The 14829-nt window shown below is 52.5% G+C and carries 13 protein-coding genes; 6 read left to right on the top strand and 7 right to left on the bottom strand.

Going from position 1 to position 14829, the window contains the following annotated elements:
- Positions 1-72: 72 nt before the first annotated feature.
- Positions 73-777: an alpha/beta hydrolase-fold protein gene (locus P1X16_RS10705; RefSeq protein WP_277228619.1), complete on the bottom strand. Its 705-nt coding sequence runs from the start codon at positions 775-777 to the stop codon at positions 73-75.
- Positions 778-921: 144 nt separating this feature from the next.
- On the opposite strand from P1X16_RS10705, the gene P1X16_RS31325 reads away from it, so the two are divergent.
- Both P1X16_RS31325 and P1X16_RS10690 read left to right on the top strand, forming a co-directional pair.
- The gene (locus P1X16_RS31325) at positions 922-2433 is read left to right on the top strand and encodes an alpha/beta hydrolase-fold protein (protein WP_346771243.1); all 1512 of its coding nucleotides are present in this window, start codon (positions 922-924) and stop codon (positions 2431-2433) included.
- A gap of 279 nt (positions 2434-2712) precedes the next feature.
- Complete coding sequence (locus tag P1X16_RS10690) at positions 2713-3150, top strand: hypothetical protein (protein WP_277228615.1); 438 nt, start codon at positions 2713-2715, stop codon at positions 3148-3150.
- 18 nt (positions 3151-3168) lie between these two features.
- Here P1X16_RS10690 and P1X16_RS10685 read toward each other — a convergent pair whose 3' ends face one another.
- From P1X16_RS10685 to P1X16_RS10675, 3 genes are all read right to left on the bottom strand, one after another.
- Complete coding sequence (locus P1X16_RS10685) at positions 3169-3798, bottom strand: ATP-binding protein (protein WP_277228612.1); 630 nt, start codon at positions 3796-3798, stop codon at positions 3169-3171.
- 169 nt (positions 3799-3967) lie between these two features.
- Positions 3968-4843 carry an SDR family oxidoreductase gene (locus P1X16_RS10680; RefSeq protein ID WP_277228609.1) on the bottom strand — a complete coding sequence of 292 codons (876 nt, stop codon included), beginning with the start codon at positions 4841-4843 and terminating at the stop codon, positions 3968-3970.
- Between the two features lie 266 nt (positions 4844-5109).
- A complete protein-coding gene (locus P1X16_RS10675) occupies positions 5110-5538 on the bottom strand; it encodes a DUF3127 domain-containing protein (RefSeq protein WP_245118353.1) in 429 nt (142 codons plus the stop codon).
- A 145-nt stretch (positions 5539-5683) separates the two neighbouring features.
- Here P1X16_RS10675 and P1X16_RS10670 point away from each other — a divergent pair, with 145 nt between their 5' ends.
- Positions 5684-6667: an isoaspartyl peptidase/L-asparaginase gene (locus P1X16_RS10670; RefSeq protein ID WP_277228606.1), complete on the top strand. Its 984-nt coding sequence runs from the start codon at positions 5684-5686 to the stop codon at positions 6665-6667.
- A gap of 131 nt (positions 6668-6798) precedes the next feature.
- On the opposite strand, the gene P1X16_RS10665 is transcribed toward P1X16_RS10670, so the two are convergent.
- Positions 6799-7731 (bottom strand): cyanophycinase, encoded by a 933-nt coding sequence (locus P1X16_RS10665; RefSeq protein ID WP_277228603.1) that lies wholly within the window; start codon positions 7729-7731, stop codon positions 6799-6801.
- Positions 7732-7946: 215 nt separating this feature from the next.
- Positions 7947-9761: a M1 family metallopeptidase gene (locus P1X16_RS10660; RefSeq protein WP_277228601.1), complete on the bottom strand. Its 1815-nt coding sequence runs from the start codon at positions 9759-9761 to the stop codon at positions 7947-7949.
- A 375-nt stretch (positions 9762-10136) separates the two neighbouring features.
- Between P1X16_RS10660 and P1X16_RS10655 the strand changes: the two genes are divergently transcribed.
- From P1X16_RS10655 to P1X16_RS10645, 3 genes are all read left to right on the top strand, one after another.
- Positions 10137-11918, top strand: a complete 1782-nt coding sequence (locus P1X16_RS10655; RefSeq protein WP_277228598.1) for a L,D-transpeptidase family protein — start codon at positions 10137-10139, stop codon at positions 11916-11918.
- A 447-nt stretch (positions 11919-12365) separates the two neighbouring features.
- Positions 12366-13073, top strand: coding sequence for a helix-turn-helix transcriptional regulator (locus tag P1X16_RS10650; RefSeq protein ID WP_277228595.1), 708 nt, complete (start codon positions 12366-12368; stop codon positions 13071-13073).
- Positions 13074-13839: 766 nt separating this feature from the next.
- Complete coding sequence (locus P1X16_RS10645; protein ID WP_277228592.1) at positions 13840-14007, top strand: hypothetical protein; 168 nt, start codon at positions 13840-13842, stop codon at positions 14005-14007.
- A 159-nt stretch (positions 14008-14166) separates the two neighbouring features.
- Here P1X16_RS10645 and P1X16_RS10640 read toward each other — a convergent pair whose 3' ends face one another.
- A complete protein-coding gene (locus tag P1X16_RS10640) occupies positions 14167-14655 on the bottom strand; it encodes a hypothetical protein (protein WP_277228588.1) in 489 nt (162 codons plus the stop codon).
- Positions 14656-14829 lie beyond the last annotated feature (174 nt).

Raw genomic sequence — 14829 nt, 5'->3', positions numbered from 1 at the left:
GCTGAGCCCGGAGGGAAGAGTCCGGGCAGGGTTAAGGTGAGAAGTACAAGCGGAAATCCGCCAAATGAACTCTTAAATCTGCGACAAATAACGGGGAAACATTGCGCGCCACACCGGCCAGTCGTGGGTTCCGAACGGATCCACATCCAGCCAGTGCCGAATGCCTTTGCGGTGCAAAATATCGGACATCTGATAATTAGAGTCCTTACAGAAGTCGTGTTCGGCCGTGCCAAGCACAATATTCATCAGATGGAAATGCTCGCTCTGCGCGTCCGGCATAAAATCCGGCGGGTTGTTGTAGTAGACGTTCTCGTCGTAGTAGCCATCGAGAAACCGCCGAATATTGAAAGCGGCGCCCATGGTAATGAGGTGGGCTACCTGCTCGGGGTGGCGAAAGGCAAAGTTCATAGCGTGAAATCCGCCGAAGCTACAGCCGGCCACCCCAATCTTATCGACGTGGCACTCGCGCTGCAACATGGGCACCAATTCCTGGCTCACCATGCGGTCGTAGCGGATGTGGTTTTGCACCCGCTCGGCCGGATGCAGGTGTTTGCCGTACCAGGTGTGTTTGTCTACGCCATCAATGCAGTAGAACTTGAATTTATGCGTGTCGGCAAACCACTGTACGGCTTCTATCAGTTTGAAATCTTTGGCCTCGTAGTAGCGCCCCATAGAAGTGGGGAAAATAACGATGGGGTAGCCTAGGTCCCCGAAGACCAGCATTTCCACATCGTGGCCGAGATTGTGCGAGTAAAATGGACGGTAGGCTTCCTGCAAAACGGAGTTAGCTAGAGGTGAACAATGACAATAAGAAAAGAATAAGTTGAAACTTATTGAAAATCTCTGCGCTATTCTTTTTTCGCCTAAACGGCTATTGCGAAGGAGAGGTAATTGTAACGGCCAACAATTTTACTTTTGTGGATGTATTTGCCAACTGATTCCGAGCGCACTAGCGCCTTGCAAGTGGTGCGCGACACTGGGCTGCATTCCAATTTTCTGGAGCGGCCCGTCGTGCTCGATGTGGTGTTGCCGCCCGGCTACGACCCTGCCGCGCCCTCGCGCTACCCCGTACTTTGCCTGAACGATGGTCAGGATTTGCGGCGTTTGCGTCTGCCCGCCACCCTCCGCCAACTATACCGGCAGCGCCAATTGGAGCCATTTGTGCTCGTAGCCATTCATGCTCACCAGCGCATTCAGGAGTACGGTACCGCCGCGCAGCCCGACTACCTAGGCCGGGGCAGCCGGGCCGGTCAGTACACCGAGTTTGTATTGCACGAGCTTCTGGCATACGTTCGGCAGCACTACCACGTCACCGCCGACCCCAACCAAACCGTAGTTGGCGGTTTTTCGCTCGGCGGCCTCACCGCGTTTGATTTTGTGTGGCACCACCCCGATGTAGCCACGCGGGCGGGTGCTTTTTCCGGCTCGTTTTGGTGGCGCCGCCGGGCCATTGATGACGGCTACACCGATGCCGACCGGATTATGCACCGCCTTGTGCGGGCCCGCACCGCGCACCCCGACCACCGTTTCTGGCTGCAAACCGGCACCCTCGACGAAACCAACGACCGAAACCACAACGGCATCATCGACTCCATTGAAGATACCCTCGACCTGATGGCCGTGCTGGTCCGTCAAGGCCTGCCCGATGCGCGCATCCGCTACGTGGAGGCGGTGGGCGGCCGCCACAACCAGAATACCTGGGGCCACCTGATGCCCGATTTCCTGCACTGGGCGTTCGGTACGCCCGGTACCCGGCCGCCACTACCCGTTCTGCAAGTCGACAAAACGCAGCTAACAAGCCCCTGGAACATACGGCAGCGACTAAATCGGCGGCGGCACCTCGGCAGTAAGTTTTTTTCGCAGTACTTAGCGGCCTCAGTTCTACCTGTTTCGTCTATGTCCTCTTCGCACCGCCCCGCTGCCGGCCAGTACAACGCCTACTACGACACGTACATTCGCCTCGTGCCCGAGGGCTCCGACCCGCTACTGCAACTCCAGCAGCAACCCCAAGAGTTACACCGCCTCGTCGGCTCTCTCACTAATGAGCAAGCCCACTTCGCTTATGCTCCGGGGAAGTGGACCATCAAGGAGGCATTAGTGCATATAATTGATACGGAGCGCATTTTTGCCTACCGCGCTTTGCGCATTGCCCGCGGCGACCAGCAACCTCTGACTGGCTTCAACCAAGACGAGTACGTGCCTACCTCAGGGGCCAACGACCGTTCCCTGGAAAGCATTCTGAAGGAATATGACGCCGTACGGGCCGCCACATTGAGCTTGTTTGAGTCGTTTCAGCCCGCGGCTTACGACCGGATGGGCGTCGCAAGCGGGTTTCCTGTAAGTGTTCGGGCGTTGGCCTATATTTTACCTGGCCACGAGGCGCATCATCTGCATATATTGCAGGAACGATACCTGCCTCAATTGCCTGCTTAACCAGCAACATGCCGCCAGTAGGCTGCGTTATTTCTTCTACCTCACACTCCTAAAAATCCTCACACCATGGCTAAAGCGCAAGACGCCCGCAAAGAAAAAAAGAAGGAGCCTACCAAAACGACCAAAGAAAAAAAGGCCGCTAAAGAAGAAAAGAAACAAGCCCGCGCCCGCAAGCAAGAATAATTATTAAAAGGCCTAAACGCTACATTCAGTTTAGGCCTTTTTTATTTATTTAATTAATGGAATAAGGTAGCAAAAATAGCATAGGCATAGCAGGGCATGAAGTTTCCTGAAACGCCTGAAGATATTGTGAGTGCAATTCACATTGCTTCTGATAAGTATAAAATTTATGGTGACTTAAGAAGCAGACAATTAATTCGTATGGTAAATGCTGTAGCGGACGATATACTGGTAGAAGCTGTCATTCAAGTATTTGAAGAAACAAATAGGGTAGAGCTCCATTTCTTAGACCAAGAAGTTGTTGGGCGAATTCTAGAGGAAAGAAAACCGTTCACGAGCATTCACCCCGAGAAGCTTATAAAAAAATGTTTGGCGGGTTGGAATAAAAGCGTCGAACAGTTTCCTTTTTGGCTAATCGAAGTTTATGGCAAAGAAAAGACCCAAGCCGCTCTAGCTACTATTGAGACCAACGAGTTATTGAAAATAGAAAGAGAAAAATTAGCCACTTTGCGCTGGTGGATACACAATTTAGTATAGATAGAATAGTATAGATTTTTATAAAGTGTAATACACTTCTTTCTCTTTATCGTGGTGCTTTATATAGCCGTGAAGCGTCAGTTTAATTAATGTTCGGTAGGCGCGGCGCTGCCCAATATTGAGCAGCTTCATATATTGCGGCAGCGTGATACGTGGGTTTTGGCGCAAATAATTTAATACTGCTAGTTCTTCTTTGTTGAGCGGCAGTTTTTCTAGGCGCGGAAATGCTGGCTCGGTGCGTTCTAGTACCCGCTCGGTGAGTTGGCTAGTTTGCACGCTTTCGTCGCGTACGCGCACATAGCCGCGCCAGTCGCCGTCGGCTACTTGGGCGCGGTGCGGCTTGTGCAGGCTCTCGGGTACCGTCACAACTAAAATAGTACGGCCTTCTTCCTCGATTTCTTTGATTCTAAGCTTCAGGGGAGGGTCGGCGTACTGTTCGGCGGCTTGGCGCAGCAGATACATTTCCTCTTCGGCGTCGCGCACGCCCACAATGCGGCCGTCGTCATCGACGCCTACTAGTACCTGGCCGCCGTGGGTGTTGGCCAATGACACCAAGGTGCGTGAAATGCGGGTGGGATGGGTGGTTTTCTTTTTGAACTCCAGTCGTTCCCCCTCGCCCCGGCGGATTAAATCAGTCAGGTCAGACATAAAATTGCGTGAACTTCAGCTGATGTGTTCGGTGAAGACAGTAAGCAACTATAACTAGTAGGAAAACTAACTACAGCTTGAAATCAGGCACCGCTCCCGTACGAAGCGTGGCTGTTTTTCACTTACGTATTTTATCTTGAATCGGAGTAAGAAGGCCTGGCAGAACTTGCTACAGCGATAATCCGGTTTCTTCTTCTGAAATCCGCCAAAGCCGCGCCGCATCAGACCGATTTTGCGAGCGGGAAGAACTCCGCCCGGGCCGGGAGTTTTTGAAGTAGCTGCCACTGACCTTGGCTACTTCCGGAGCAGTTGCAAGATACAGAGTGGTTTGGGCTCCTCGTTCCGGACTAATCATGAAAGGCTTGGCTGGCCACCACAGCAGCTTCATGGCCCAGGAGCTGCCGGCATGAACTAAGCCCGTATTCACTAGCCCGGGATGCAAGCAGTTAGCTGTTACGTTGGTTAGCTCCAGGCGGTAAGCAAGCTCGTTTGTGAACAAGATGTTGGCCAGCTTCGAGTCGGCGTAGGCTGTAAGCCAACTATACTTTTCGGGGGCGTTGCGTACTTCCTGCGAAAACTCAATCTCGCCCAGCCAGTGCGCCTCCGAGGCCACCGTAACAATCCGCCCGGTTTCGGCCGCCGACAGCAAAGGAAGCAGCAACTGCGTAAGCACAAAAACCGACAAGTGATTGGTGACCCAGCTCAACTCGTGCCCTTCCGAGGTAAGGGTGTGCGGGCCGGGCATAATGCCAGCGTTGTTAACCAGGATATCTAGCTTGCTATAGTCCCGATTTACCTCTTCCGCCAATTGCCGCACATTGGCTAGCAACGATAAGTCGCAAAGGCGAATATCAAGCTGCGCATTTGGAACGGCAAACTGAATAGCCGTGCGGGCACGTTCCGTTTTTTCGGGGTTGCGAGCCACTAAAATCACTTTAGCCCCCCGCCGGGCCAATTCGCGTGCCGTTACCAGCCCAATACCACTGCTAGCGCCGGTAACTAACGCCGTTTTACCACTAAGAGAAGTACTTATAGAAACAGCCATGCGCGGCAAATACGGTGTAAGCAAAAACAAGCACAACCGGTGCGTCGGTCTGCGGCTATAAACGAGAAAAAGCTGACGGAAAGTTTATGGAAATTTCTGCAAAGCCGACTTGATAAGTATAAATCGGTCAGGCTGAGCTTGAAACATAAATATGTAGCACCTATTTCAACTAGTGGTAGAAGCCTTAGCTGTCTAGCTGCCAAAAAAATACCGCTTCCCGAAAGAGAAGCGGTATTTTCTAGAGTGGAGAGTGCCAAGAACGCTGCTTAGAAAGGCAGGTCGTTGTCATCATCGGAAGCAATCGGGGCGGCCGAAGCACGCAGATTGGGGTTCTGGTTGGCTGCGGGAGCAGCAGCGCGAGGCGCAGCAGCCTGCTGGCCGTAGCTGCCACCTTGCGGAGCCGAAGCTCCACCGCCTGCTGCGGGCTCAATGCGCCACGCTTCCAAGTTGGTGAAATACAGCATCTGACCATTTTTGTTGAAGCCGCGGCCCCGGAGGTTGAAGGCAATTTTTACCTCGTCGCCCACTTTGAATGGGTCGATGAGGGCGGTTTTATCCTGCACCAATTGGAACTTGATATGCTCAGGGTACTGGCCATCTACAACTTCCAGCACGAACTCGCGCTTGCGGAATTTCTCGCTCACCTGCTGTTCATCGAAGATTTCGTGCAGGCGGCCGGTAGCATCGTAAGCCATAAGGTAAATATTTTGGGGAGTGAAAACAGTAATTCAAACGTACGAAAAAAAACGGGGTTCGGCCATTCGATCGAGCACGGAGTGAGGTCAGCGACCTGCGTATCTTTGGCTTATCTTTTCTTTTTATCCTTGTTTTTTGTCGCGCATGAATCATCCTCTCGCCCTGGCCATTCACGGTGGTGCCGGTACTATTTCTCCCGCTCTCATGACGCCGGAAAAGGAATTTGCCTATCAGGCGGCCTTGCGCGAAAGTCTCGAAGCGGGCTATGAAATTCTACGCCAAGGTGGTCCGGCCCTTGATGCTGTTGAAATGGCCGTGCGCAGCCTCGAAGACAATCCGCTCTTCAATGCCGGGCGCGGGGCCGTCTTTACCCACGAGGGCCATCAGGAAATGGACGCGGCTATTATGGACGGGCGCAATCGGGCCGCCGGCGCTGTGGCTGGGGTGCGGGCAGTGCAGAACCCCATTCGGGCCGCGCGGCTCGTGATGGAAAAAACCGACCACGTGCTGCTCGCTTACCCTGGTGCCGACGAACTGGCATTGGAGTATGGCCTGCCCACCCAACCCGCCGAATATTTTTTCACTGAACACCGCTACACGCAGCTACAGGAAGCTTTGCAGGAAGGGCGGATGCGCCTCGACCACAGCCAAGCTTTACAAACAGCCACGCCGCTCGAAGAACCCGCTGCCTTTCCCAACGAAGACCCGAAAAAGAAAATGGGCACAGTCGGCGCCGTGGCCTGCGACCAGTCCGGCAACTTGGCCGCCGCTACCAGTACCGGCGGCATGACCAACAAGCGCTACTCCCGCATCGGCGACTCGCCCATCATCGGGGCGGGCACCTTCGCCGATAACCACACCTGCGCTATCAGCTGTACCGGGCACGGCGAATTTTTTCTGCGCGCCATGGTGGCGCACGATATCAGCTGCCTGATAGAATACTGCGGCCTAAGTTTGGCCGAAGCCTGTCGCATTGTGGTGCACGACAAGCTTGCGCCCGTAGGTGGGGAGGGCGGCCTCGTGGCCGTAGACGCGGCCGGCAACGTAGCATTGCCCTTCAATTCCGAAGGTATGTACCGTGGGAGCATCACGCCTTCCAACCTCTACATCGGGATTTACAAAGACTAGGAAAACAGTCTGGTTTTTGTACCTATATATATAAGGAGTAGGCGCTGAAATAATTAGCCGCTAGCCAAAAGACAAAAAACCGCGTTTCCAGGCAGGAAACGCGGTTTTTTGTTATAATGTAGCTATGCTTTCTACGAAGCGTCGGTAGAGACGGAAGAAGAGGAAATTTTAGGTTCCTCAACCGTTAGGCGGTCTGACTCGGCCGCTTGAAGAAGCAACTTCAGGTCGGGGTAGAATTCGCGCTGCGTGACATCGTACACGTTGCCTTTCACCAGCACGTGCAGCAGCATGTTTTCAATGGAAATAGCTTCCCCTTTACGAGCAGCGTGAGCATTGTTGTGCTCCAGCTTATGCCCGTCCATAATCACGACCAGGTTGGAGCCGATGGCTTCGAACTGGTGGCCGCCTGTGATGAGTACCCCTGTGTCTTCGCCCAACCCGATGCCAATAAGCTTGGGGTGCAAAGCCACTGCCTCGATAAGACGACCGAACCGACCGCGCTTCACAAAATGCGAATCGATAACTACGTTGTTGAGCAGGCCAAGACCGGTGCCCATCTTCACGGCTCCTTTCATTAAGGCATCCGGTACGCTACCCCCCGCAATCATGGCTTGCGACATGGCCATGGCTCCGGCTGAGGTACCCGCAATGATGAAGTTGGGCGACTCGTAATAGCGTTGTTTCAACACTTGTAGAAACTCAGTACCGCCAAACATTTGGGTGAGGCGCGACTGGTTGCCCCCACTTATCATAACCACGTCGGCGAGGCGCAGGCGCTCCACGTACTCGGGTAGCAAGGCGTCTTCGGGTGTGCGAATGTCCATAATACCTACTTGGTGGCAAGTGAGCATCGCGAAGGAAGTAACATAGATTTTGGCTACCTCCTCCGGTATCATAGAGGCCGTGGTAATAACCTCGATGCGCGGATCTTCTTTACCTGATTCGAGAACTACCCGTTTTAGGATTCCAAGCTCGAAAAAGTTTAGGTAATATTTCTTCTTCGTCCGGGGATTAGGGTAAGTACCCTTGTCTTCATTGCCCCCAATGGCAATGAGCTTACCCAAAGGTTTTGAATTATTCAACGCAAAAAATCAAACTAGTACAACACAATACAAGAGACCATCGCTGCTTAGGAGCAAGCTTCAGGCCAGGCAACTCAACGGTACCTACAAAAAACAACACATAGAGCCAGATTCCTAGCCAGCAGCAAAAGATTACTACATTTTTCAGCTGGCTATAGTGCCCTTGTGTTTAACAGAGTAAGTAGCATTCAGTTGTATTAAACTTGCCCGACCAGCGTATCGAAGGTGCTGGTTGCCACGGAGTGGTAGTTGGGGCGGGCCGCAGCATATAGTTGCCGAGCTCGTTCCAAGCCGCCGGGGGTAGCGAGCATAGCCTTATAGAGTGGCGTCAGAAATTTGCGCCGTCCCACGTGCGTCAAGAATTGGTACAGGGCCTCGTCGGCGGGGGAGTAGCCGGCCGCAATAGTACGCGGGAACCAGGCCGCCAAAATTTCGGCGTTGCCAGACTGCGTGAAGTTGAAAGCTGCATCTAGCTCCGCCAGCTTTTCCGAAGGTAGGCCCGACGGTAACCCATGCAGGAAGTGCACCCATTCGTGGCTGCTCCAACTGGTAGTGCGAAGGTCGGCGGCCGGGGTACCCTGTTGCCAATGTTGCAGGGCCGCGTCCACTGCTTCGAAGCGGGTCGAGCTTACGGGTGGGGCTACAGCCGGAATACCCGGGCCGTTCACCCATGCATCAAGTTGAAGCTTCTCTTCCAAGCCGGGCTGCTTGTCTAGTAGCTCGCGCCGCAGATATGCCACAAACGAGTTGGTGTCCATGCTCTGGAAGCTATGCCGAGCGAAGTACTCCTTAATAAAGGTGTCGAGAGCAGGCCGGCCCACTAGGTATTCGAGCGTGAGCAGGAGGTAGTCGCCCTTTTCATAGGCAATGTCGTTGAGGCCTTCGTCGGGGTCACGGCCCGCTAAGTCGAGGTGCAAGTGGGTGTCTTTGCTCTCGGGCCCAAGCTCCTCAATGGTATGTTGCAAGCCGGTGTGGCCGAGCACTTGTAACATGTCGGAATAAGAGCGGCCATACAAGTTCTCCATAATGCGCCGCTCGAAATAGACGGTAAAGCCTTCGTTTAGCCAGAAATCATTCCATGTTGCATTTGTAACCAGGTTGCCGCTCCAGGAGTGCGCAAGTTCGTGCGCTACTAAACTGGTTAAACTTCGGTCGCCGGCTAGAATAGTTGGTGTTACAAATGTTAAACGTGGGTTTTCCATTCCTCCGAATGGAAAGGAGGGAGGCAGCACCAGCAAATCGTACTGGTCCCAGCGGTAGTGGCCGTACAAAGCTTCGGCGGCAGCCACCATATTTTCCAAGTCTTGAAATTCGCTGGTAGCAACAGGGAGCGTAACAGGTTCAGCGTAAATTCCGGTGCGGGTGCTTAGCGGCTCGAATGCCACATCCCCCACGGCTAGCGCCATCAGGTATGCCGGTATCGGCTGCGCCATGCGGAAGCTATACTCACCACTGGCATTGCGTGCCTGCGGGTTCTCGGCGCTCATCAGGGCTAGCAACTCGACGGGCACTCGCACGTGGGCGTCGTAGGTGAACCGGACCCCCGGCGAGTCTTGGCACGGTATCCAGGTGCGAGCCAAAATGGCTTGCGACTGTGTGAACAGAAACGGGTGCTGCCGACCGGCTGTCTGCTCGGGCGTTAGCCACTGTAGTGCGGCCGCGCCGGGGGTGGTACGGTATCGAATGGTTACCTGCTCGGTCTCGAGTAGAATAGCAATATGTAGACGCTGCCCTAATACCGGGTCGGCCTCGCCTAGCGAGAAGTTGGTTTGCGTTCCGCTTAGGTCGCCGAGCAGTACGGCTTCGATGTCGAGGTTGCGGGTATCGAGCACCAACTCGGTTGCGCGGCTATGATTGACAAGTTGCCAGGTAGCGTACCCGGCCAGAGTACGGGCCTCGAAGTCGACGGCTAGGTGGAGACTAAGATGCTGTACACTCACCTCGGCTGGGCGGGAGTAGCTGTGTGGGTCGGGCATGAAGTGTGGCGTGGTAGGAGCAGGAGTGGTGGACATAGGTCAAGAAGAAAGAGCAAGAGATACAAGGAAAAGTAGCAACACGAGAAGAGCGCAAGGCAGCCTCAAAAATAGACCACCCACCCGTGCCCATTGAGAGGGCGGCGCTGAGAAGGCAGCGCCTGGAGGCGACGAGTGACGAAAAGAAAAAACGAAGGCGCTAAGTGGCGGGGCCTTTGCAATGGCTAGGATGAATAACAAGTGTATCGGCAAAACCCGTTAACTTGCGGGCAGTGGAGAATACGGTAAACCGAGCAACTTATCGACTCGGAAACCAGTAGAACGCGCAACTGACTGTTCGGTTAACTTGGATAGCTTTTTGCACCAAGCCCTGCAGCAGGTATTGTTCGTTCTTGCTTATTCCCACACCTCTGCATGAATTCATTATTTCGACCTGCTTTCTTATCCACGCTGCTGTTTTGGCTACTTAGCCTAACAGGGTTTGCAACTGCCTCGTGCAGCCAGGAACAGAAAGCGCAAATCAAGGAGTCGCTACCTGGTCTCTCATCTAAGGCAGGCGGCGCGCAGCCCAAACTCGACAGCGTGTACATTGTAAAGTACATGAGTGCCGAGCCTAAGTTCAAGGACCAGATTGAATGGGGCAAGAAATTTTACCGGGAGCGAGGCTTCCGGCTTGGCTGGTTTCGCGACCATGAAATAGTTCCTCAGGCTAAGACTATGCTCGGCGTCATCGATAAGGCTGCCGACGAGGGTCTTGATCCTAAAGAATACAAAACCAAGGACTTCGATAAGCTTTTTGCCGATTTAAAGGCTGTTCAAGGCGATTCTACCAAGCGCAATGCCCTGGAGAAAGAGATTGACGTGGCTCTTTCCGGCACGTATTTCAACTGGGCTTCCGACTTCTATCGGGGCATCGTAGACCCACGCAAGGTGAAGACGGTAGCCTGGGATGTGAAGCGCAACAAGATCAAGTTGCACAAGGCCCTCATGACGATTCTGAAGGAGCGGGAAAGTACGTATCCATACTACGAATTCGAGCCGCTGCACCCAGAATACGACCAGCTGAAGAAGGCCTTAGCCAGCTACCGCGACATCCAACGCAACGGTGGATGGCCAACCATTCCGGCCACTACCAAGCTCAAACCTGGGCAAGCATCCCCCGCCGTTTCGGTGCTGCGTCAGCGCTTGCTAGGAGCAAAGCCAAGTGCTGAAAGCGCGCCTCCCGTAGCCGCTAACACATCCGAAACTCCGGTTCAAACGGTGGCTAATAAGTCCACTACGGCGCCGGCTGGTACTTCGCCTACCGAGAAATATGAAGGTGAATTGGTAGCCGCCGTGAAGGAATTTCAAGCCCAAAATGGCCTCAAACCAGATGGGGTAGTAGCGGGTGAAACACTGCGTTTGCTTAACGTTTCGGTAGCTCAGCGCATCGACCAAATCATCATCAACATGGAGCGCTGGCGTTGGATTCCGAAAAAGTTCGAGCCCAACTATCTGCTGGTAAATATTCCCGATTACAAGCTCCACGTTGTCGAAAACAACAAGGAGGCTTTCAACATGAAAGTCATCGTGGGCAAGACGCTTAATGCCACTCCGGTGTTTAGCGACAAGATGGAATCGGTGGTACTGGCCCCCTATTGGAACGTGCCTTTTAGCATTATCGACAAGGAGCTGCGCCCCAAGTTAGCCGCCGATCCGCATGCTGTTTTAGACCGGCTCGACATGGAAGTTGTGAAAGGTTGGGGTGCCAAAGCCACCCCTATCGACCCCACTACTATCGACTGGGCCAACGTGACCCAAGCCACTTGGAAGTACACGTTGCGCCGTCGTCCGGGTCCTAAAAATGACCTCGGAGATGTGAAGTTTATCTTCCCGAACTCTCAGGATATTTACCTCCACGACACCCCCCACGACGAGTTGTTCAGCCAAGCCAAGCGGGGATTTAGCCACGGCTGTGTGCGGGTAGAAGAGCCATTGAAGCTAGCCGAATACCTGCTGCGCGACAAGCCAGGCTGGGACCTGACCAAGATAGAAGAGACGATTGCTGGCGGCCAAGAGCAGTACGTTAGCCTCCCCAAACAGCTACCGGTGTATCTGGTATATTTCACTGCTTGGGTTGATGAAGGCGGCAATGTGAACTTCCGCGACGATATCTATGGTCACGACAAGTCGCTGGCGAAAGAGTATTTCAACTAACCATTAGAGTTGCTCGTATCGCTTATGCTCCTCCGCAGAAGGTAGGCGGCACATAGCAGAAGTCGAAAGTAAAGCCCCACGTATTGCTGCTGGCAATACGTGGGGCTTTTCGCTTATAAGCAGGATAACCAATGCATAATTGCACTCTCGAGGTAGCTTTGCTGATAGCTCATAGCAGCGTTTCGGTAGTCCTAGCCGCTGAAAAATTGGCGTGAGGAACAGCAGAGGATACGTGAACTTAGATTAGAAATTGAACAGCGGCTGTGCGATTAAAAAGCCATAATAGATTACATATGTAATACAATTGTAATCAGTACAGTTCAGCGTTTACAATTGTCATAAGTAAATTAATAGAGGGCTCTTTTGTTAACATTGTTTAACTGCATATCAGGACTGCTTTCGATGTATTATTTGCCGTACATTTGTTAATCAATGCTTTTATAAGCTATGGTTGAACGAATTCGAGAAATTCTAAGCGTCCGTCAGCTGACACCAACGCAGTTTGCTGACACAATAGGTGTCGCACGGCCTATTGTCAGCCATATACTGAGTGGCCGTAACAAGCCGAGTCTGGAAGTGGTGCAGAAGATAATAGCCGCTTTTCCAGATCTGTCGTTGTCTTGGTTGTTAAGCGGTAATGGCCCTATGGAGGCCAGCAACCTGGCAACCGGAGCTGTAGACGCTTCCTCCGAGGAGCAGCCTTCTCGCCGTGTGAGCACCAAAGCATCAGAAACTGCCCGTCCTGCTTCTAATAAAGCAAAAGCGCAACCAGATAAGGTTGAGTTTACAGTAAGCACTCCTGGGGCGTTAAATGAAAGGGGAACTCCCCCGATCTATGCCAACGCCTCTGCTAGCGAAACACCATCTCTGCCTCTGTTTCCAACTCCTACGGCAGTCGCATCAGAGAACAGTCAAAGTGCTGCAACGCCTTCTGTCACAGCGCAGGTACCCCCTGTGCAGCAAGAAAGTGACGTTCACAATCAGGTAGTAGCCACTAAACCAGTGGCTGTTGCTGCCGTTCCTGCTACTGCCGCCACCACTACTTCAGCACCTTCTGCTGCCCAACCTTTCGTTGAGCCCGGAAAGGCCATTCGTCGTATCGTCATCTTCTATCAGGACGGCACGTTTACTGATTACCAGCCCGATAACAAGTAAGAAAAGTAGAGCAACTGCTACTTGATAGCTGCTTGCAACTATGGCCGGTGATAGGTGTCTCTGCAACATGCTAACTACTTCGAGCTATTGCGTGTAGTGCAATTTGGCAGTCCTGTTATCTCTAATGCTGAACACGTAAAAATGCAGGTGCTATTCTCTGCTCCATGTCGAGTGTGTTCATACAAGTCATATTAGTAAAGTTTAGAATTTACAGTGGTGTAACACGTGTACTTGATACGCAAAACTTTGCAGGCATAAGTTGTTGTATATCAGTTAAAAATTTTCATTTGCTTAAGTCAAGATGTAGGTAGTCTAAAGATTGTGGCCCTGTGGGATATAGGCAAAAATGGACGTTGCTAAAATGTCTGTATCTAACCTGTTTCGATGCTAAGGCAATTGACACGAGCTATAGAGTGAAAAATTTATAAAAAGCTTTTTGCTAACGTCGCTAACCCATTTAGCGGTGCTAAAATATTGATACGTCTCTGCCAGCTAATAGAGCAGTTTGCTTAGCGCAGGTGTCCCCCACAAAGCGCTAGGCAAATAGGTTAGAGGAATAGCAAGACTTAAGCAAAACTTACTCGAGTAGGTGACGTATTCTAGACAGATTGCAGTGGCCAATTCGCCGGGTTGTTTACAGATGTATATTTGTAAACAGTAGTGGATTCTACCTTGTGTTGAGTAGATAAATCACTGGACTTACGTTTAACCGGCAGAAGCCGGAAGTACACTTGGCCGTTTTCGGACCGGTGCTTACCTTTGGGATATGAAAAATTTCCGTCTGCTTTTCCTTCTCGCTGTCAGCGCCCCGCTTTTCCTCTCGTCCTGCTCGCAGGCTCCCGATGCCGAAAAAGATCCTGATGCCGATGCCGCTTACAAGCGTGAGCACCGTCAAGAAGGCTACCGCGAGGCGCAGCGCAGCAACCCTAACTAGTAGCAGTTCGGCAACTGCTCTAAGCTCAGCCTATGCCTAGGCTTGACTATAGAGTCTTTTCCTTTTGATATAGCAGCAGCTTTTTACCGTAAAACAAAGCCCCACCAGACGCGCGTCTGGTGGGGCTTTTGATTATATCTGAATTTAGGCCGAAGCTCGTTAGCTCGCTAAGACTGGGGTGCCAGTGGCAGCAGTGATAGGTAGCAGTTCAGGAAGTTGAATACCGGCGAGCAACTGATTTTCGAGCAGCGAGGCCCACGTGCGTAGGTAAAGCACCACGTCGTCGCGCTGGTTGTGGCGCAGAGCATCACGACGCTCGAAAGGAATGGCGGCCCGGATAGTTGGATCGGAGAGGCGCTCCAAGTGCGTGAGGTCGGAACGGGTAAACCCGAGGGCCAGCATTTCATCAATAGTGGCATCAATTGGCAGACCGCTGGTAGGGCAGTAGTCAATCAGTTGCCGCTCCCAATCGCCGTAGCGCTGCATGGCGCGAGCATGAATTTCACCTTTGCTTAAGTGCGTGATAGTCTGGGCCAGGTGGCCACAATTGCAGCTGCCCATATGGCCCCATTGGTACGGAGCCTGAGTAGCTAGGCGCTGAGCCGTGTCGCGGAGTGCCTGAATGACGGGAAGAGTGCTGTGAGCCATAAAACAAACGTCGTCAGAGGAATAAATAGCAACGGCTGTGTAACCGCCGTTTGTAAAATACAGATAACCGCTCTTTTGTTTGCTAAACTGGTTGTTTACCAGCTTCGAAATACCGTTGTAGTCGTCTTGTAGAGCAGTCCGTAGTCAGATTTCATTGAGTTCAATTGCCAAAGC

Source organism: Hymenobacter sp. YC55, assembly GCF_029433095.1.
Taxonomy (GTDB): domain Bacteria; phylum Bacteroidota; class Bacteroidia; order Cytophagales; family Hymenobacteraceae; genus Hymenobacter.
This window is presented reverse-complemented; position numbering and strand designations above follow the sequence as displayed.